This window comes from Pirellulales bacterium (genome assembly GCA_035939775.1).
Taxonomy (GTDB): Bacteria; Planctomycetota; Planctomycetia; order Pirellulales; family DATAWG01; genus DASZFO01.
On the sequence record DASZFO010000184.1, the window covers coordinates 1 to 19,883 of the forward strand.

Below are 19,883 nucleotides of genomic sequence, written 5' to 3' on the forward strand. Positions count from 1 at the left end.
GTTCGATGCGACGGATGCTGCCCGCCTCGGCGAAAGCGATAGTAAGCGGCATCCGACTTCGCTGAATCCGGTCGCGAATCGCGGCATATAAGGATGCCAGGGCCGCTGAACCTGGTCACGGTGCAGAGAGCAACCGTCGGCCGAAAGAAACGGCATTGCCTGTGAGGGTCCGGATCCACCGACTCGGCCGTCACGAGTGCTTTTGCTCTCTCAGGCGACGTTGATCGTAGCGACGCTCGTCGATGCAGGCAATACCTGCCCGACGATTTCGAAATTCAAATCAAATTCTGCTGGCCTGTGGTCCGCACAGCTCGCCGTCTGGCAATTCATCTTGCCCGTCTGAACCTTGCCCGAGCAACAAGTCCAATCGCCGATCAGCCTGGCTTGATTGCCGCTTGAGTTTGGCGTGATTTCTATCTCATAGGCCTAGCGATGGCGGGGCGGTTGCGCTTTTTCCCAAACATGACCGCTCCGCTCAGGGGCGGTCTCTATTCAAGGAGGTCGTCCATGATCGCTATTGCAAAGACGGAAGCCGAAAGCCGCGATGAAGACCTGCAAGAAAAGTTCATGGCCATACTGCCGACCATCGTCCGCTACTCTCGTGTGGCATTTTGCAATCTGTCTATCGAGTCCCGGCAAGAAGCCATCCAGGAAACGATCGCCCTGGCCTGGACTGCTTTCAAGCGATTGGCCGATCGCGGAAAGCTCGATGTTTGCTTTCCGACCGTCTTGGCTGGGTACAGCATCCGGCAGGTTCGCGCTGGCAGACAGGCGGCGAGCCGCTTAAACAGTCACGACGTTTTGTCGATCTACGCTAGACGTCGAAGGGGCTTTCAAGTTCAGCGGCTCGACCAAATCGGCCTTCACGATGACGAATGGAAGGAGGTCTTGCTCGAAGATCGAAAGGCTGGACCTGCGGAGATCGCTGCTTCGCGACTGGATTTTGCTAGTTGGCTCCGACTGCTGCCCAAGCAGCGGAGAAAAGTCGCGTTGGTGTTGGCCAGTGGAGAATCGACAAAAACCGCGGCGACAAAGTTCGGTGTGTCGGCAGCGCGGATTTCCCGGTTGAGACTGTGGCTCTGGGAAAGCTGGCTGAGATTTCAGGGAGAGGTTGAGACGAAGGAGCGGTCGCAGTTGGCGGTTGCTCGATGAAGGAGACGAAAAAGCCCGCCAGGGAGGCGCCCCGTGGCGGATAACCGCTCAAAACCGACAACGCCATGCTCGGCCGCAAATCTGAGATGGCGCTTTACCGCACTTCAGCGGTCTAATAGCTGTTAGGCGGGATCACCGGCCACCGCACAGGGACGCACACAAACGCGAGGACTGCCAGGCCAGCTACCACGACGTAGCGGACGAATACGTCCGGCGCATCTTCGATGAGTTGCAGCGCAAGCCGCTCGACCGACAGTCGCTCGACCGATTTGCTGCGAGCGTGCGTGATTTAGGTCCGGCGTGCGACATGGATTGCGGACCCGGACACGTTGCTCGTTACTTGCAAGGGAACGGCATTCAGGTTTGCGGGATTGACTTGTCGCCGGCGATCGTCGTATCGAGATCGCCGGCGGCGAATCTGGAACACACGTCCTGCGACGGGCGATGGCCCGGCGCGGGCAACCCTCGAAACGAACGTGCGAAAACCCCGTCGGCCCACGATTTGGTCCAGCGATTGAGGAGTGTTTTCACTATCCATGGCCGACTCGCCACCCGACCGTTTTAGTACGCAGCGGCCATGTCGCGGCCGGTCTTGCGATCGCCAATCGAGCTGCCTGCCGAAATCGCTTACGGAATGTGCAGACGTCGCATAGAGAAAATGCAGAAGCGGCCCAACACTCGCAACATTATTCTTGCGCCGTGGTCCGCGCGAGTCGTATTCGTCTCGATTCTGCTTATCCCACTTGCCCTGGTTGCCCGCCACGCCAAGCGAAGTGGATGGAGCGCATCCCTGAAAGGCGCGCGGGCCTCATCGCCTCAACCGATTGCGGACAGACAGTTTATGTCAAATCGATAGCCGTCGTTGCGAATTGCTCGTTTTCGCGATCAACCGACGCGACCCGGAGCAAAACATTTTTTTTGATATTGGAATAAGTCCCCTCGGCTCGTCCGAATAACGTTCCACGACTCGATAGACGACCTCTCCGGTCCGGGCAGTGCGTCGAGATTCCGGCGCGCAAATCGCATGGCAGTCTGGCTGCTTAGGAGGCGACGACAATGAAAAACAGCGGACACAGACGCACTTCCCAGTGATGATCGTCCTTAAGTCTGTCCGTCTGAGGAAGTTGCCCACGTTCGGCAATCGTCTAACAGGAGCCCTGATCCATGCATCGATCGACGCCTTTGGCTGACGTTTCCACGGTTTTTGTCATTGATCCGGAACTATCGACTCCCGCCCTGGTCAACGATTTGCTCGATGGGTTCGGCATGCGTTTGGAGGCCTATGGCACGTGTCGCGAGTTCCTCGCGGTTTACGATGCCGCTCGCCCTGGTTGCCTGGTGCTCGAGCAAAGAATTCCAGACATGAGCGGCATGCAACTCCAACGCCGTTTGGCGGCAAGCGGGGCGACGCTGCCGCTGGTGTTTGTGATCGCCGATGCAAGCGTCTCCACGGCGGTGGAATTGATGCGCGGAGGGGCCGTCTCAGTACTCGAGAAGCCCATTCGCCCGCTCGAACTCTTCACGGCGATCCAGGAGGCGTTGGCCTTGGACCACGACCGTCGTTGTACCCAAACGAACCGCGCCGAGATCGGAAGCCTTGTTGCCGCGCTCACTAAAAAGGAACGCGAAGTATTGAAGCTGATCGCTCAAGGAAAGTCGGTCAAGTCCATGGCCGCTCAACTCGAACTCACGATCCGCGCGATCGAACAACGCCGCCAAAGCCTCATGCGGAAACTGCGGCTCGATTCCCCCGTGGCCCTGATGCGCTTCTCGATCACCGCGCAGCGACTGTTTCAGCCGGAAGCGCCCATTGGCCGCGGCACAGACGTCGCTGGGCACGCCAACGGCCACCGACATGCCAACGGCGGGGTGTTCGATCTGGACGGATCGCGAAACCTGCAAACTCGGGATTCGCTGTCCGCCAACGGCGTTTCAAACGGTCGCGATTCGGCCGGCCGCGATCGTGACTTCGCGGGACTGACGGCCGCTTTGTCGGCGGCCGTCAATCATGGTAGTCGGCCATTGCCTCGCTAGTCGCCTCCGTCGCGATTTCTCGGCAGGCGGCGTCCGATCGCTAAATTGCGGATGACAAACTGACATATGCCGGGAGCTAACAAGCCGTTCGACGCGATTTGATCGCGCCCTCGCGCGCTCTCCTTTCTTTAGGCTCATGATCGCGAAACGACGTCCCGCTACCGTCGCAGTGCAAGCATATCCGCCGCCGGGGCGCAAGAGAAAGTCCGCCATAATCGCCGAATCGCTCGCCCACCTGGCCGCAATTCCGATGACAGAGGAATAAATCGGCCACCGGTCGGCACGATTCACTGCTTATTGCGAAAGCAGACGCGCGCCTCAGTTTTCGTCGAATAGCCGCTCTCGCGAAATGCACAGCCAGGATCGGCAAACGATTCGTCTTCGCGGGATCACGCTTCAAGCCACGGTCGGCGACGACGCCAGGCGAAGCCGATCAAACCCATCCCGCCCAGTCCCACGAGGCCAATCGCCTCCATCGGCTCAGGGACTGAGGCTTCGGCATCCGAAAAGAAAGTCGCCGTGTAGACTTGGCCAGACAACGTCGGGTCTAAGTAAGTCGTCACTGGAATCGAAAGGCTCGATTCCGCAACGTAGCTGACACCCGCCGAGTTTGGGTCGGTCACTCCAAAGTCGGCCAGTACATTAGCAAGATCCAGTCCGGTCTCCGAATCCGACTCATATCCAAGGTAGTAGCGGGTTATCGGTGCCCCCTCGTTTTGAAAAACCAACTTCCGAACCCCAAAAACGTCGCTGATTAGGGAATGCGGGCCGGGCACCCCGGTGCCTTCGGTCAGCACGATTGGATCACCGAATAGAGCCGGATTACCCGCGACGAGCGGAGGACCAGAAGGATCTTGAGGGTTCAATGTATTGCCGCTCTCGGGAGCATTCTCAGCGCTGGAAATCACGAGGAACGGATTGCCTGCAGGACCATAGACCGTCAGCACGTCCGAAACGTCCGCAACTGCTGGGCGAGCGGCCAGCCAAAAAAAGGTCATCGCGCAAAAAACGGAGCAGACATTTCCTGACCACGAACCAAGCGTAATGCCGCCCCTCGACATGAGACCGGCGCTCTCAAAAAAAGGTTGCATGATCGAATCCATTCAATCTCGCAGGATATATTGCTCCCGAATCGATTCAGGGCGTCATGCACGATTACCCCAAAGCATTGAACTGGCGGCATCAGATACTGAACCTGCGACCTGAATTGGGAGGACGAAGACAAGGCTAAGCAAGGAGAAGCAAATCGTCAAGAGTATTCCGTCGGCAGTATTCTCCGCTTCTCCGCGCGAATTGCGATCGCTGGCGATCGCGTCGAGACGCCTCGAATCCACTCTCTGGTATTGCGTCAGATTCGGGACCACCCGACGATTCGGCAATCTGCTCAAACGGCTCACTTCGGCGTAACTGAGCAACCGCGTTGCGGTCGCCGCTTCGCGCGTTCAGGTTTTGACAATGGGTCAATTCGACGTAGAGTTCAGTTGGCGAATTCACATCTCTCGCGACGAGGGCAATTTCGGTGCAGGTATTGCCGCGTTCGGTTTCCGGCATACGCAGCCGTTTGCGACGGTGGTCCGGGGGCTTTGTCCATGGCCCGCGACACCACGACCGGAGATGAGCCGCCATTCGCAGGCCTGTATGGCTCCGCTCCGCAAGTCCGAAGCCAAAACCTTGGCTTGGGTGACTCGGCCAAAGCCGCGCCGCGCCCCGCTGGGACTCGGTCGAGTGCGGTCCTGGCAAGAGTCGACGCACGCATATCGGATCGACGAGTATCTTGATTACGACGTCGAGCCTTTTTTCGCGCTGGTACAGGGGAGGGTTACTCGGACGAGGCGCCGGTGGGAATTAATTAGTCGGCACGGGATCTTGACCGACGCGATGCGCGCCTGCGAGCGGCACGCCGCCGCCAGCGGAGAACGAATCGAATAACGGCCGCGTCCGCTGGCGATGGGAATCGCGCATTTGAACGTCGGGTACTGCCAACGAGTCTTGTCCGTCTTACGACAATCGACGGAGACGCATCTCCGCGTTCGTCTCACAACTCAGCTCGATCTGGACAATCGCGTCTGAAAGCATTCTCGACCGCGACGGCCGCCCCCGGGCGAGGCTTCCCGAGCAGCAGTCGCCTTTTTTGCGGACCGTTGATGGCGCGCCAAGTTGGCCGTCGACTCCAACTACGTGTGGATCATCGGGCCGAACCTAATCCACTAAAAGGAGCTTGAACGTGAAATACCTGTCCGCCGATTATCCATCAACTTGTCCTCGGTCGGCCGTATCGCCGGTTCACGCGGACAACGTTCTTACCGTCCATGCCGAACGGGGCTTCGCATTGATGCCGACAACTAACCCGGACTCGTCCGACGCGCCGCCGGCACCGGGGCCCGGCGGCGTTAAGCCGGCTGTGTTGTGCCGGGGCAACACGGCCGCCGCGGTAGTCGCACAACCCGCTCCGCGGGCCCGGCCCGCGAGGCGTCGAGCCACCGGGTTACGATCCACCATCCCGGCCGATCTGTCTTTCGAGGATCTCGTCGCCGTGATCGATTCACGTGAACAGCATCCGCTCGACTTGGCGCCGCTCCGCACCTGCATCGGCGCGCTTGCGACCGGCGACTATTCGGTCTGCGGATTGGAGAGCGTCATCGCCATCGAGCGCAAGGGCCTCGCCGATCTGTTAGGGTGCATCGGCCAAGAGCGCGAGCGCTTCCACCGCGAGGTCCTGCGGCTATCGGCCTACCCGGTGCGCGCTCTGGTTGTCGAATCGACCTGGCTGGAGATCGAGCGCGGCCGGTGGCGGAGCAAGGTCAATCCGTCCGCCGCGCTCGGCTCGATCCTGAACTGGGTGGCGATGGGCTTGCCGGTGGTCATGGCCGGCGACCACGCCCGAGCCGGTCGCTATGTAAGTCGCATCCTGTTCATTGCCGCACGACGAAGATGGCGCGAGGCCCGCGGCTTGTGGCCGGCATGCGCGCGTCCCGAACGGCGCGACGCCGGGTGATTTGTTGGACCGCCGTGGCGGCATCGCCATCCGGCGTTGTGCTGCGACCGGCGCAGTTCGTGATCGGCCGCCGCGGGCACCCGCGGCTCGCTCGACAGGAAATCCGCCCGCGACGGCCGCTCGATACGCGCTAAAAATGGCATCGCGGTTTCGTCCGAGCGGAGCGATCCTCTTGCCATCGTTGAGTGGCCCGCAAATCTCTGGGCCGGATCGCGGAGCCACAACGTCGAGTCGCTCGGATGACGTCCCCGAACTGGTGTGGGCGGTGCTGCTGGCCTGGCAACCCAGAGCGTTTCGCTTTTTCAAAAAAGGCGCGACTTGCGCAGGTGCAAGCGTCGCATTGCGCGACCTACCATCAAACGACTTGCGTCAATTTTAGGTCGCTCGCCGCCGAACCAAATTGAAAATAGCGAACCCCGGCCTTACAACCGCCGCCTCTGCTGTTAAAATGCCGTGGAAGTCACGCCGAGCGTGAGCACATCGGCCATGCCCCGATCGCTGGGTATAGCGTTTGCAGTTGTGGAAAACCTACAGGGAATTGGCGTGGTTCCGTCGGAAAATGCCCAATTGCTCACCCCGCGATGCTGGGTTTGCAGGCATCCGACTGTAACGCTCAAAGCAGCCGGTCGCCGCCTCAACGGAACGATTCGGATAGAACGGCATCCAACGAAGTTGAGACTTGCTGAGGTCAGAACCAATCTTACTGCGTCGCAACCATGCGTTGCATTGTGCGCCGCAGTCACCTCCAACGATGCCGCAGGCACCGAATGCAATTCCCTGCCGCGACCCGAGAGACATTAATCCATGAGAAACAAAATCCAGATCATCCATCGGTGATTACGCGTTTTTTGGGCTAGTGGTTTGCGCAGAAGTAGAAGAAATCTCGCTCAAAAAATCATTGACAGCGCTGCCCATGCCATTATGATGGGTGGGTGTCCTTTAGGGGAAAACTATCATCGGGGGGGAATCGCTTGATTTAGGGGTTTTTTTGCGATTACCGTGAAATTGCAGCCGGTTGGTCGGTTCGTCCGGTATTGTTCTTCACGTAATCCCAGGAACGGTTTAGGCACCGAACCCACGGTTGTCGGGGACGACAGTCCGCCAAGTCACGCGGTCGAGAACGCTTGTGTCGCCGATCCGGTTCGGTCGGGAAATCTTGGTCAAGTTTTGCCAGGTTACGCCAAGGAGTGCATCGATGAAACGTTCGCAAGTTTGGACTGGCCCAACGGTTTTCGTGGTGGATCCTGATCCCTTAACTGGAGCATTAACTAAGGAACTTCTCGACGGGTCCGATGTAGGATGTGAGGCCTTCCGCTCGGGACGGGACTTTCTCGCGGCCTATCGCGATTCTCGGCCCGGCTGTCTTGTGCTTGAGCAGCGGATTCCCGACATGAGCGGTCTGCAACTACAGCACCGCTTGTCGGCCAGCGGCTCGATTCTGCCGTTGGTTTTCGTGACTTCGAATCCCGACGTCTCCCTCGCAGTGGAATTGATGCGCGGCGGCGCCGTTCACGTGCTCGAAAAGCCGGCCCGATCGATCGAACTCTTGAGCGCGATCCAAGAGGCCATTGCGCTGGACCAGGACCGCCGTCGCGCGAAGGCTCACCAAACGAAGGTCAGAGATCTCACTGCCTCGCTCACTCGCAAAGAGCGCCAAGTGCTGGAGTTGATCGCTGACGGAAAATCCATCAAGTCGATGGCTGGTGAACTCGAACTATGCGTGCGGGCGATCGAGCTGCGCCGCAATAGCCTGATGAGGAAGCTCGATATCCGCAGTTCCCTCGAGTTGATGCGGTTTGCCGTAATCGCGGCGCAGGAATCCTGCCCGGAGTCGGACGTGGAGTTTTCGCCGGCGCGGGCCGCGGTTTGCGCGTAGTTCGCGCGATTTGAATTACCACCGTGGTGTTGCCTCGGACTTCGCGCCTGTTGACGCTCTGCGGGAGCTGCGCATCGCGGCGGGGAACAGCCCACCGTCAATGAGCGCCGACGCCCAATTCGCCGCGCTCAGGTCGGCGTTGCAGTTCAGTTCGCTGCCAGGTCGGTGTCGCAAAGTTGCTCCGCGGGTGGGCGACCATTGCGATGAGCGGCCAGCACGCGTTCTTCGCGGGCCAGCATCCAATCGTTGTCGACCATCAGTTTGACCAGCTCCTCGAAGCTCGTCTCGGGGCGCCAGCCGAGGCGTTCGCGGGCTTTCGTCGCGTCCCCCAGTAGCAAGTCGACTTCGCTCGGCCGAAAATAGCGCGGGTCCACTTCCACGTGGTCTTGGGTCCGCAAACCCACGTGCTCGAACGCCAACTCGAGGAACTCGCGCACGCTGTGGGTCTCCCCTGTAGCGATCACGTAATCGTCCGGCTCATCCTGCTGGAGCATCAGCCACATCGCCTCCACGTAATCCTTGGCATAACCCCAATCTCGTTTGGCGTCGAGATTCCCCAGGTAGAGTTTCTGCTGCAATCCTTCGCGAATACGGGTGGCCCCCCGCGTGATTTTGCGAGTGACGAACGTTTCGCCCCTCCATGGCGATTCGTGGTTGAACAAGATCCCGTTCGAGGCGTGCAGGCCGTAGGCCTCGCGGTAGTTCACGGTTTGGTAGAAGCTGAACACTTTCGCGCAAGCATACGGGCTGCGGGGATGAAAGGGCGTCGTCTCGCGCTGCGGGATCTCGCGCACCTGGCCGTACATCTCGCTCGACGACGCTTGATACACGCGCACCGGCTGGCGCCGTTGCAACTGCCGGACCGCCTCTAGAATCCGCAACGTCCCCAAGGCGTCGACGTCGACCGTGTATAGCGGCTGATCGAATGAAACCCGCACGTGGCTCTGAGCCCCCAGGTTGTAAATCTCATCTGGCTCCAGCGACAACACCAGGTTCGACAGACTCGTGCCGTCGGTCAGATCGCCGAAATGCAAAAACAATCGGGTGTCGGTCTCGTGGGGATCCTGATAAAGATGCTCGATCCGTTCGGTGTTGAAGGTGCTGGCCCGCCGGACCAGTCCGTGGACCTCGTATCCCTTAGCCAACAAGAATTCGGCCAGATACGACCCATCCTGGCCCGTGATCCCGGTGATCAGTGCCTTTCGTGCGATACTCATCGTTCGATTCCTTTGTTCCGCAACGGGGGGCCGAAACAGGGCTCATTGACTGGAGTTATAACACACTATTCGCCGCTGCCGTGCGGTCCGCGGCGGTCGTCCCATTCAAAGTCCGGCGGCCGTTGAATTCGTACCAGGCCGCCGTTTCGCGAAGGCCCTCGACGAGCGACGTGCTGGCGCGAAAGCCGAACTCGGCCGCCGCGCGGGTCGTGTCGAGGCAGCGCCGCGGCTGGCCGTCAGGCTTGCTTGAGTCCCAACGGATTTTGCCCTCGAACCGGCAGATGCCGCAAACCAATTCGACCAGCTCACGGATCGTGATCTCCTGGCCGGAACCGATATTCACCGGGTCCGGTGTGTTGTATAGGTCGGTGGCCGCCGCAACCGCCTGCGCGGCATCGCGCACAAACAAGAACTCGCGCGAGGCGCTGCCGGTCCCCCAGACCTCGATGAACGGCCGGCTAGCTTCGCGGGCTTCGACCGCCTTGCGGATCAGCGCCGGGATCACATGGCTCGACTCGGGATCAAAGTTGTCGCCGGGACCATATAGATTGACCGGCAATAAGCTGATCGCGTTCATCCCATATTGCTGGCGATAGGCCTGCGCTTGGACCACGAGCATTTTTTTTGCGAGACCGTAGGGAGCGTTCGTCTCCTCCGGGTAGCCGTTCCACAAATCTTGTTCGCGAAATGGCACGGCGGTGAATTTCGGGTAGGCGCAGATCGTCCCGAGCACGACGAACTTATCGACCTCCGCCAGGCGGGCCGCCTCCATAAGTTGAATGCCCATGATGGCGTTTTCGTAGAAATAGCGGCCCGGATTGGCCCGGTTGGCGCCGATACCACCGACCACCGCCGCTAGATGGACCACGACGTTCGGCCGCATGTCGCGCAACAGGCGCCGCACCGCAGCCGGATCGCGCAGGTCGTACTCAAAGCTCCGCGGCACGAGAACGGCCGCCGGTCGATAGGCCTCGAGCGCGCGGCAGACCTCACGCCCCAAGAAACCGGCCCCGCCGGTCACCACGACCCGTTTTCCCGCGATCGATCCCATCGGAACTCCAAGGCACTGAAAGCTAGACTGCGTTCCGCTCCGTTGCGCTCTCTCTCAATCGATCGGCTCCAGGCGAAAATCCTCGACATCGATCGACGCCCCTTGCTGGAGAAAATCGACCGCCACGAACAGCCGGCGGCCGCCGCGACGCTCCAACACCGTCCCTTCCAATCCGGCCAGCGCGCCGTGCCGAATCCGCACCCGTCGGCCGGGAGCCAGCCGCTGTTCAAGCGTCACCGGCGCGCCGGAAGCGATCAAGCGATAAATCTGCCCCAGGTCGTGACGGAGCCGGGCGCCATCGTCCACGGCCAGAATCTGACTGATGCGATTGGTCGTCAGGCTCGCCAGCCGCTCGTGTTCCGTCCCGTGCATGAACACGTAGCCGGAAAACAGCGGCACCTGCGAGGAAAATCGCCGTCCGCGGCAGTAGGAGGTTTTCTTCACCAGGGGCAGATAATGCGGAACCTCAAGTCCCCGTAGTTGCTGGCAAAACACTTTTTCCTGCCGCGATCTTGTATAGACAACCCACCATCGTCGGTCGGAAGTATCGTCGCCGGCGATTTCGAGCAAATCGTGCGGATAGAGAACGACGTTATCGCAAACGGCCGTCATGTGTTGCCTCGTCTTGAGTCAGGATTCGTGCGTGCGTACTTCCGGCAATGATCATTCATTGTCTGAATCTGCGGTGTCGCGCAGAACCTTCAACCTAATCCGCCACGAAATCGTGTCAACGATCCGCAACTTCGTTCGGGCCTCAAAGTTTGCAATTGGCGCGAACGGGCCCCGTCGATCGTTCGCAAGAGCGCATGAACATTGCGCGTTCGCGCAGTTACGTGCCGCGCAGCCTAGGAAAACAGTCGATTTGACCGCACGGCCAGTCGCTCACCGGGGCTGCAAAAGAAATAGCCCGCCAGACCAGACGACCGGACGGGGCTCAATTGGGCACGGGACTACGCGACCGGCGCGGTTCAGGCCACGCGATTCTTCCTCCGTCGGGCGACGAAGCCCAAGCCCAGGACGCCCAACGCACCTAATGAGACGAAAGTCGAGGGTACGGGGGTGGCGACGGGAGCTATGGTCACACCTCCGACGGCACCACCGAATTGATTATCGTTATAGCCAAAATGGAGTGCGAACAGAACGTTTCGAGCGTGCCACGGGCGAGAGCGGCCTGGCCGATTACGAAGTGCGCACGTGGCGTGGCTGGCATCATCATCAAACACTTTCGCTGGTGGCCAACTGGTTCCTCACGCGGGAAACCCAGCAGGGAAAAAATCCACGCCGGCGCTCATGGTCCCGCAAGTCCGCACGATATTGGCTGCGTTGCCGCATAGGAAACTCCACTGCGATCATCCCGAGAATATCTGCCGCCAAACAACCCGCCGCTTGCAACGCAACGAAACCGCGCGACTGTACCACTGGAAAAAACGCAACTGCTTGGCGCCTCTACGCATCCATCCACGTCGATAACCGCACACAGTCGAATTAGAGAAAGCGATTACTATCGCCAATCGCCGCTGAGCACGAAGGCAGCCCAGTAATAGGGCGGCAGACGGCCTTCCTTTGGCGGCTCATCGCCGGCGAATTTCAAGCCGCGCTTGACTCCGTCGCGGAGCATAGTCAATTGCGCCTGCCGCAGCGCTTCGAGCTTCGGCAGCTTTCGGCCCCAAAGGTTCTCGTAGAAGTCGGTCATCAGGGTCCGAGTGGCGTCGTCGGGGATGGTCCATAGCGTGGCCACGGTGGTTCTCGCCCCCGCGGTTTGAAAGGCGCGCTGCAGGCCTAACAGTCCCTCGCCGCCAGCCGTCGCGCCGAGCCCGGTCTCGCAAGCCGAGAGAGTGGCCAAATCGACATGGCTCAAATCGAGTTGCTCGACGGCCAGAGCGGTCAGAATGCCGTCCTCCTCGCCGGGCGCCGGCGGATGGTTCGCGCCAGCGAACACCAGACCCGACAGCAAGTCTGGCTGATAACCGGCCAAGTCTTGCACGGAGAAACGATTGCCGGCATCGGTGGCTTCGGCCTTGGTCGCCTCGGCCATGGCCGATCGCAATTGCGCCGGGGCGAAGAAACCATGCGTAGCCAGGTGGAGGTAGCGGCAGTTTTCCATCGCGTCGCAAACGGCGACCTTCGTGGCCCGCTCCTTGCGCAAGGATTGATGCGGCGCGTCGGGAAACCGCTGATCGAACGAATCGGCCACGGCCAGAATCTCGGAGCGGGTCCCGGGCAACAGGCCCCAGTGCAGCGGTTCACCTTCGCGCGCGGCCGGTGCCGCCGTCGAAGCCAGTTGATCGATCCGCGGTGCCCGGCCCGGTTGAGCGTCGAAATCCACGTCCCCCACGACCAGCAAAGACGGTTTGGGAGGCGCGGCGACGTCCGCGCCGGCCAGCAACTCGGGGAGCATCCGCGGCACGGCGACCGTGGCGATCGCCACGTCTTCGATCAGATACGTCCCATTCTCCCTGCCCGGCAGGGCAGCGAGCGGGAATCGGGTAATCGGTCCGTCCGGTGAGACCAACACGGTCGTGGCGCCTTCGAGTTCCTTCTCCAGCGGGGCCCAAACCAGTCGCCGCAGCTCGGCCGCCTGATCGGCCGAGTAGGTCTTGCGCCAGCGATCGATCGTGTCGGAGATTGGCGCGGCCGGTCCAAGTTCAATTCGTTCGACCGGCCGATCGGCGCGCACGACGAAGGCCGCAAATTGCCGCTGCTTGATAACCTTCAGGCCTTTTTCGGACGGTGGAGCGTAATGATCGTATTCCAAGAGATCGACCAGCACCGTGTCGGCGGGCAAAGCCCGGCGTAAGTCGTCGGGCGTCCGTTTTCTCTGCGCGGATTCACGGCGGAAGTCGCCGCTGACCGCGGCCAACTGCTTTTGGAGCCACTCGAATTGCTCGCTCAATTGCCCAAAGCGGCGGTGTTGCTGTTCGGCCTGCTCCGGCGGCGGCGTGGCCCTGGAAAGGTTGTCCAGTTCCCGAGCCGTTTCAGAAAACTGCTGATACAGCTCGGACACCCGCGGATTCTGTGAATTCGCTTGGCCGTGGAGCATGCTGCGGATCGCCTGCTGACGAGCGAGGACGGCCCCTTTCCATGCCAGCACCGCCGGATAGACCTGTTCGCCGGAGGTCTTGGCCTCGGCCGAGGCCGACAGATAATAGTTCAAGGGGGCCAGCATCTTGGTTCGCATTGCCAACTGTTGGCGCTCCGACTGCACTTCGGCGGTCAGGTCCATTTGACGGCGGGCGATCTCGAACGATTGACTCGCCAATTCCACGGCGTCATCGGGCTTGCGCATCGCAATCAGCAGCGACGCCAGCTCGCGCAAGCTTAGGGCAACCAATGGATGTTGATCTCCCAGCGTCCGCTTGCGAATCTCGAGCGCTTGGCGATAGAGGGATTCCGCACGAGCGAAATCGCCCATATTCTTGCTCGTTATGGCGAGATTGCTCAGCAACACCGCGTAGTAGGGACGCTGATCACCCGACGACTGTTTCCAGAGTTCCAGCGCTTGCCGCAGCAGAGGGTCCGCTCGGGCATATTCGCCTTGCTTCATATAATTCATGGCCAGATTGTCGAGCGCGATGGCATATGTGGGATGCTTTTCGCCCAAGGTCTTCTTGTCGATCTCCAGCGCTTGGCGATAGAGCGGCTCGGCCGCGGCATATTGCCGCTTTAGCGTGTAAAGGTGCGCGAGATCGCCGAACGTGCGAGCCGACGATGCATTCTTCTCGCCGACTGCCTTGTGGATATCGATCGCCTGAAGATAGAGCGGCTCGGCCAGGGCGTAGTCCCCCATGTTTTCATACAAGAATGCGAGGGACGACAGGATGTTGGCATACTCCGCATCTCGCTCGCCAAACGCGCTCTTGCGGATTTCCGAGGCCTGCTGCAACAGCGGCTCGGCTCGGGCGTAGTCGCCCAGGGAAAAATAAATATACCCCAAGCTATACGCGCTCGACGCATACAGGGGATGCTTCTCGCCAAACACGCGCTTGCGGATTTCCAAGGCCTCGCGGGTGACTTTCTCTGCCCTCGCGTAGTCACCGGTTTGAATGCAAACCCGACCCAGCAAGTGCAAGGCTTCGGCGCACTTCCAATCGGCGTCGCCCAGCAGTTTGCGGCGGGTATCGAGCGCTTCTTCGGCGGCGCGGATCGCCTCCTCGTACTTGCCTTCGCCGAGCAGCTTCGAGCCGTCGGCGATTCGCTTATCTGCATCGCTGAGACGGCGGCGATCCTCGGCGGAGAGTCGCGAAAGTTTCTCGACGTAGTAGGTCGTGTCGCCTCGGAGCCCCGCCGCTCGCCAATTGCCCGAGCCATAGATACGGTCGGTCGAATCGATGGCAGTCGACAGTGCCTTACGGCCGGCGTCCCACTTGCCATGTGCGACATCGTCGGCGATCAAATTCGTCAAGGCCAAGTTCCATAGCCGTTGAGATTCGAGAAAATCGGCATGGCGCGTACCGAGAAGCTGCGCTTGCACTTCCACAGCGTGACGATACAAGGGTTCGGCGCGGGCGTGGTCGCCCCACTGCTCGTAGACGTTTGCCAGATAAGTCGCGTCGGCTTCGAAGTCAGCGTCCTTGGCGTCGCCGAGGACGTGCTTTTCGATTTCGTCTGCTTCGCGGCGCAGCGTCGCCGCGCCGGCCGCGTCTCCTTTGCGCTCCAGGAGGGAGGAAAGCGCATTCAGTCGGATCGCGTAGAGCGGATGCCGCTGCCCGAGACTCTGTTTTCGGACTTCGACGCTATCGCGGTAGAGAGACTCCGCCCGCGCCGCGTCTTTCGATTCTTCGTACCACTGGGCCAACGACTCCAACCAGCCGCGCCAGGTTCCATCGACGTCCCCGACGAGCGTGCGGCGCGTCTGGATCGCCTGCTCCACGGTGCCAATCGCCTCTTTGAGCTTGCCTTCAGAGCGGAGCTTGACTGCTTGCTGGCTCGCATGCACGGTTTCGTCCAACTGGCTTCGCTCCGATTTGCTCAATTGCGACCATTTGTCCGCCGCCGCGAGCGCCGCGCGAGCGTCGATTGTGCGCCAAGCCGATTCACCGTAGCGATCGGCGGTCAACTCCAGGCGTTCGGCAAGCGACTTTCGCGCCGCTTCCCAGTCGCCGCGGTTCTCTTGCGATGCAGCGTCTTTCGCCAGCAGCTCGTTCAAGTGCATCCAACAACTCTGGCAACTGGCGTGCTTGGGACCGAGTTCGATTTTGAAACCCGCCAGAGCCTCGCGGTAGAGGGATTCGGCGCGGGCCGCGTCTCCCTTTCGGTCGTAGAGCCACCCCAGCCAGTTCGCGGCGTCGCCCGTTCGCACGTCGGTCGTCCCGAGCAATTGCCGATTGATCTCCAGCGCGCGTTCTCCACGTGGAATCGCTTCGTCGTATTTGCCTTCGGCGCCAAGCGCTTGAACTTTTTCCATCAATTGCTTTGCCTCGACCAAGCGACGCCGGTCTTGCTCGCTCAGGTTGGCCAACTTGGCGAGGTAGCCCAATTGCAGCCGGACCTCCGTGGTGCGCTGATCGCCGGCGCCGTATCGCCGCGATCGCAAAACCAGGAGTTCCATCAGCGAAGCGCGGGCGGCATCCCACTCAGCGTGGGACTCGTGCTGCTGATAGTTCTCCGTCAGTAGGTTATCGAAGTGGACCCACGAGTCGAGATAATCGGCGTGCTTTTCGCCGAGTGTCTTACCAATGAGCGCGAGCACCTGTCGCTGCGCTGGCACTGCATTATCGAAATCCTTGAGGTCTTCGTAAACGCTTTCCAGGTTCTGGACGACGATGGCGTAGTCGTGGGTATTGTCGCGGCCGATCTGTTTGAAAAGTTGCAGGGTCTTTTGAACCGCCACGAGCGCTTCCTGATATTTGTGCCGCCGATAGAGCTGTACCGTTTGTGCATTGAGCTTGACGATTTCCCCCCATTGCTCTTGCTGCTGGGGTGAGAGTGGCGCTTCATTCTGGCTTGCTGGGGCGTTCTCGACATCGGCCTTGCTGATCCATCCCCGTTGCGGCGGATTCGCGCCCGGCACGTCGATCAAATACCAATCGCCGTTGGTCTGGGTGGCCGTCAGATGTGTCCCGTTCGGGACTTCTCCGATCGGCTGCGTGCCGGCCATGACACGGGCGGCGCTGGCCGTAACTACCACGTCAAAAGATTCCTCGGCCGCGAGCGCCCGGACAGCCAGCAGCGACAGCAGTAAGGCGGCAGTCAAGGAGCGCTGCATGAGAATACTCGGAATACATGATCGACCATCCCCCGACCCCTTTTTTCCGCGCGGCGACATGAGGGTGATTCGCGGCATTGCCGCCCCAAATCAATATGCCACGCGCGGGACGACAGAGCAAGTTTCGCTACCGCCAATCGCCGCTCAATACGAAGGCGGCCCAATAGTATGGCGGCAACGTGCCGGACTTGTCCGACGTCTCGGGCGATTCCTTCGCGAATTGCAATCCGCGGGCGAGGCCCGGCTCCTTTGGACCCTCGTGGAGCATCCACCGCTGAGCCCCGCAAAGCGCATCCAGTTTCGACATCTTTTTCTGCCAGAGATTGTCGTAAAATCGGGCCATCAGAAGCTGCGTCGCCTTGTCGGGCACCTTCCATAAGCCAGCGACCACTGATTTTGCTCCGGCCGTTTGAAAGGCCCGCTGCAAGCCGAGCAGACCTTCCGCCCCCGCCGTCTCGCCCAACCCCGTCTCGCAGGCGGAGAGCGTGGCGAGTTGCACCTTGCTCAAATCCATCTCTTCGACTTCCAGAGCGGTCAAGATACCGTCCTCTTTGCCCTCTTCCATTGGTCGATTCGCGCCGGCCAGCACGAGGCCCGAAAGCAATCCCGGCTGGAATCCAGAAACGCGCGGTGCGGAAAGAGGACTCGTGCCGGCCGCGCCGTTCGGCTGGGTGTCGCCCGCGAGCGCCGAGCGAAGCTGCGGCGGGGCGAAGAAGCCGTGCGTGGAAAAGTGCACATACTGGCAATTGCCGATCTGATTTCGGACAGCGCTCTTGGTGGCCCGGTCCCTCGTCAACTGGATCGGTTCGGTCTGACCAAATCGCTTGACGAACGATTCTTTGATCGCCGCGACCTCGTCGCGCGTGCCGGGAAGCGGCGACCATTTCAGCGGCTGATCGCCGCGCGCGGCACCGCGATCCATCGCCAACAAATCGCTCTTGCCGGGATCGGCGCCGAAATCCACATCGCCCACCAAGAGCAGCGAAGGAGTTTCGGCCGGTTTGCCTTGATCGCTCCGGACGGGTTCATTTTCGGCCATCAGGTCGGGAAGGAACCGCGGAATCGGGACGATGGCGATCGAATAGTCGTCGATTAGAAATGATCCCGGCTTGGTCCCCGGCAGGGCCGCCCAAGCGATCGGGGCCGTCGTGGAGTTGGGCGAGATCAGCACCGTTTTGGCGCCGTTCAAGTATTTCTCCAGCGGCCGCCAAACGAGTCGTCGCAGGTCGGCGCCAGGGTCTTCACCGTTGCCAGCGCGACCGAATTGCTTCCGCCAAGCTTCGACGGCTCGGTCGATCGGTGCGGCAAGTCCTAATTCGACGCGCTCGATGGGCTGGTCGGGCCGGACGATAAAAGCCGTCAAATGCGATTCCAAGGTTTCTTTCGTTCCCTTTACCTTGGCCGGCCGGAAAACCGCATAGCACAGTAGATCTATCAGCGCGGCGTCGGTTGGCAGCGCCTTGCGAATGTCGTCCGAGCCACCGCGCTGCTGGCCGAGTTGTTGACGGAATTCAGCACTGGCGCCGGCCAACTTCGTTTGCAGGTCTTCGATCTTGTCGCCCAGTACCGCAAGCTGAGACTGGCGCTTTGGGCTGGCGCCGGCGGTTGGCTGCGAAAGGGCCGCCAGCGAGCGAGTTGCCTCTGTCAACTCAGCTTCGAGCCGGGCCACATCTTTGCCTCCGGCGGCGAGGAGGCCGCGAGTTCGGCGGATTTGTTGTTGGCGCGCGGCCACTTCTCCCTTCCATTTCAACACCTCCGCATAGACCGGCTCGGCCGGCAATTGAGCTTCCGCCGTCAGATAGAGATAACGATCAAGATAGCCCCAAACGATCAGACGCATGGCCAATTGCTGCCGCTCCGATTGCACGCCCGAGGTGAGTTCCAATTGCCGCTCGGCCCGCTGGAGCGCCTCGCGGCAGAGCGGTTCGGCCTCGGCAAATCGGCCTGTGGATTGGTGCAGTGCTGCCAGATTATTCAACATGCCGGCGTAGTGCGGATCGTTCTCTCCGAGCGAATCCTTGGTTGTCTTGAGCGCCTGCCGATAGAATGGCTCTGCCTTTACGTATTCCCCCATCGCGCAGTAAAGGAAGCCCTGGTGTTCGAGATTCGCCACAAAAAACGGATGTTTTTCGCCGACCGTCGTTTTGAGGATTTCACCGGCCCGGACGAAACAATTCTCGGCTTTGGCGTAGTCGCTCGTCATTTCGTAGAAATAGCCAAGATTCTGCAGGCTAAGGGCATATTGGGGGTGCTTTTCGCCCAACGATTCCTTTTCGATTTGAAGCACTTGCTTCCAAAGCGGCTCGGCCTTCGCATAGTCATCCGACTCCTCGTAGAGGCCGGCTAAATTGCCCAAGCTTTGGGCGTAGTCGGGATGCTTCTCACCCAACGCATTCTTTCTGATCTCCAGAGATTGCTGCAGCAGTGGTTCAGCCTTAGCGTGATCGCCCATCGACTCATACAGCATCCCCAGGCTGCTGAGATCAGCGGCATATTTGGGATGTTTTTCGCCAAATGTGTCCTTGGTCAACTGAAGTACCTTCCGCAAGATCGGCTCGGCTTTGACGTAGTCACCCATGCTTTCATAGGTGTGTGCCAGGTTGCCGAGGCTGGTGGCGTAATGCGGATGCTTTTCGCCGAGAGTTTCTCTTTCAATCTGAGCTGCTTGCTGATAAAGCGGCTCAGCCTTAGTGGGTTCGCCGACCCGATTGTAGAGATAGGCCAGATCTTTGAGGCTGACGGCATAGGTGGCATTCTTCTCTCCGAAAGCGTCTTTGCGAATTTGGAGCGCTTGCTTTAGGAGCGATTCAGCCTTCGCGTATTGTCCAGCCTGAGAATAGAATCGGCCGAGATTGTCCAAACAGCTCGCGTAGTACGGGTGCTTTTCGCCATACACGACTCGGTAGATCTCTGCGGATTGTCGGAAGAGGGGTTCCGCCTTGGCAAACTCTCCTTTCTCCTTGTAGAGCCCGGCCAGCCCGTCCAGATTCTGCGCGTAGAGGGGGTCCTTTTCTCCCAAGACTTCCTTGCGGATTTGCAGCGACTGAAGATAAAGCGGCTCCGCTTTGGCATAGTTTCCCTGCGATTCGTACAGCGTCGCCAAGTTGTACAAGCTTTCGGAGTAATCCGTGTCTTTCTCGCCCAACGATTCCTTCTGGATTGTGAGCGCTTGTTGCAGGAGCGGCTCGGCCTTGGCGAAGGTTCCCATCGACCGATACAACCTGGCGAGGGCGCTGAGGCCCGTTGCGTAGCTTGGGTGCTTTTCGCCCAATGTTTCCTTTTCGATTTGAATTGCCTGCTGCAACAACGATTCGGCCTTCGCATAATCGTCCGTGTGCTCGTAGAGTTGACCC

General features: G+C 60.2%; 10 protein-coding genes. 4 read left to right on the top strand and 6 right to left on the bottom strand.

Going from position 1 to position 19,883, the window contains the following annotated elements; translation table 11 throughout:
• Positions 1-507: 507 nt before the first annotated feature.
• Positions 508-1,152 carry a hypothetical protein gene (locus VGY55_11960; GenBank protein HEV2970675.1) on the top strand — a complete coding sequence of 215 codons (645 nt, stop codon included), beginning with the start codon at positions 508-510 and terminating at the stop codon, positions 1,150-1,152.
• 1,164 nt (positions 1,153-2,316) lie between these two features.
• Positions 2,317-3,186 carry a response regulator gene (locus tag VGY55_11965; GenBank protein HEV2970676.1) on the top strand — a complete coding sequence of 290 codons (870 nt, stop codon included), beginning with the start codon at positions 2,317-2,319 and terminating at the stop codon, positions 3,184-3,186.
• Positions 3,187-3,575: 389 nt separating this feature from the next.
• On the opposite strand, the gene VGY55_11970 is transcribed toward VGY55_11965, so the two are convergent.
• Positions 3,576-4,289: a hypothetical protein gene (locus VGY55_11970; GenBank protein HEV2970677.1), complete on the bottom strand. Its 714-nt coding sequence runs from the start codon at positions 4,287-4,289 to the stop codon at positions 3,576-3,578.
• Positions 4,290-5,719: 1,430 nt separating this feature from the next.
• Between VGY55_11970 and VGY55_11975 the strand changes: the two genes are divergently transcribed.
• Both VGY55_11975 and VGY55_11980 read left to right on the top strand, forming a co-directional pair.
• Positions 5,720-6,181: an ERCC4 domain-containing protein gene (locus tag VGY55_11975; protein ID HEV2970678.1), complete on the top strand. Its 462-nt coding sequence runs from the start codon at positions 5,720-5,722 to the stop codon at positions 6,179-6,181.
• A gap of 1,195 nt (positions 6,182-7,376) precedes the next feature.
• On the top strand, positions 7,377-8,057 hold the full coding sequence (locus tag VGY55_11980; GenBank protein HEV2970679.1) for a response regulator: 681 nt from the start codon (positions 7,377-7,379) through the stop codon (positions 8,055-8,057).
• A gap of 146 nt (positions 8,058-8,203) precedes the next feature.
• Here VGY55_11980 and gmd read toward each other — a convergent pair whose 3' ends face one another.
• The 5 genes from gmd to VGY55_12005 form a co-directional block, all read right to left on the bottom strand.
• Entirely contained in the window at positions 8,204-9,268 is a 1,065-nt protein-coding gene (gene gmd / locus VGY55_11985; protein HEV2970680.1) for a GDP-mannose 4,6-dehydratase, read from the bottom strand.
• A gap of 61 nt (positions 9,269-9,329) precedes the next feature.
• On the bottom strand, positions 9,330-10,325 hold the full coding sequence (locus VGY55_11990) for a GDP-L-fucose synthase (GenBank protein ID HEV2970681.1): 996 nt from the start codon (positions 10,323-10,325) through the stop codon (positions 9,330-9,332).
• Between the two features lie 54 nt (positions 10,326-10,379).
• Complete coding sequence (locus VGY55_11995) at positions 10,380-10,937, bottom strand: transcription termination/antitermination NusG family protein (GenBank protein ID HEV2970682.1); 558 nt, start codon at positions 10,935-10,937, stop codon at positions 10,380-10,382.
• Between the two features lie 889 nt (positions 10,938-11,826).
• The gene (locus tag VGY55_12000; GenBank protein HEV2970683.1) at positions 11,827-16,530 is read right to left on the bottom strand and encodes a CHAT domain-containing tetratricopeptide repeat protein; all 4,704 of its coding nucleotides are present in this window, start codon (positions 16,528-16,530) and stop codon (positions 11,827-11,829) included.
• 127 nt (positions 16,531-16,657) lie between these two features.
• The coding region (locus tag VGY55_12005; GenBank protein HEV2970684.1) for a tetratricopeptide repeat protein at positions 16,658-19,883 on the bottom strand (3,226 nt) is incomplete at its 5' end.

What these genes read in the sequence shown, in the direction of transcription:
- VGY55_12000 (HEV2970683.1), bottom strand. Translation starts at nt 16,530, where the DNA reads ATGCAGCGCTCCTTGACTGCCGCCTTACTGCTGTCGCTGCTGGCTGTC.
- VGY55_11960 (HEV2970675.1), top strand. Translation starts at nt 508, where the DNA reads ATGATCGCTATTGCAAAGACGGAAGCCGAAAGCCGCGATGAAGACCTG.
- VGY55_11965 (HEV2970676.1), top strand. Translation starts at nt 2,317, where the DNA reads ATGCATCGATCGACGCCTTTGGCTGACGTTTCCACGGTTTTTGTCATT.
- VGY55_11980 (HEV2970679.1), top strand. Translation starts at nt 7,377, where the DNA reads ATGAAACGTTCGCAAGTTTGGACTGGCCCAACGGTTTTCGTGGTGGAT.
- VGY55_11995 (HEV2970682.1), bottom strand. Translation starts at nt 10,937, where the DNA reads ATGACGGCCGTTTGCGATAACGTCGTTCTCTATCCGCACGATTTGCTC.
- VGY55_11990 (HEV2970681.1), bottom strand. Translation starts at nt 10,325, where the DNA reads ATGGGATCGATCGCGGGAAAACGGGTCGTGGTGACCGGCGGGGCCGGT.
- VGY55_11970 (HEV2970677.1), bottom strand. Translation starts at nt 4,289, where the DNA reads ATGGATTCGATCATGCAACCTTTTTTTGAGAGCGCCGGTCTCATGTCG.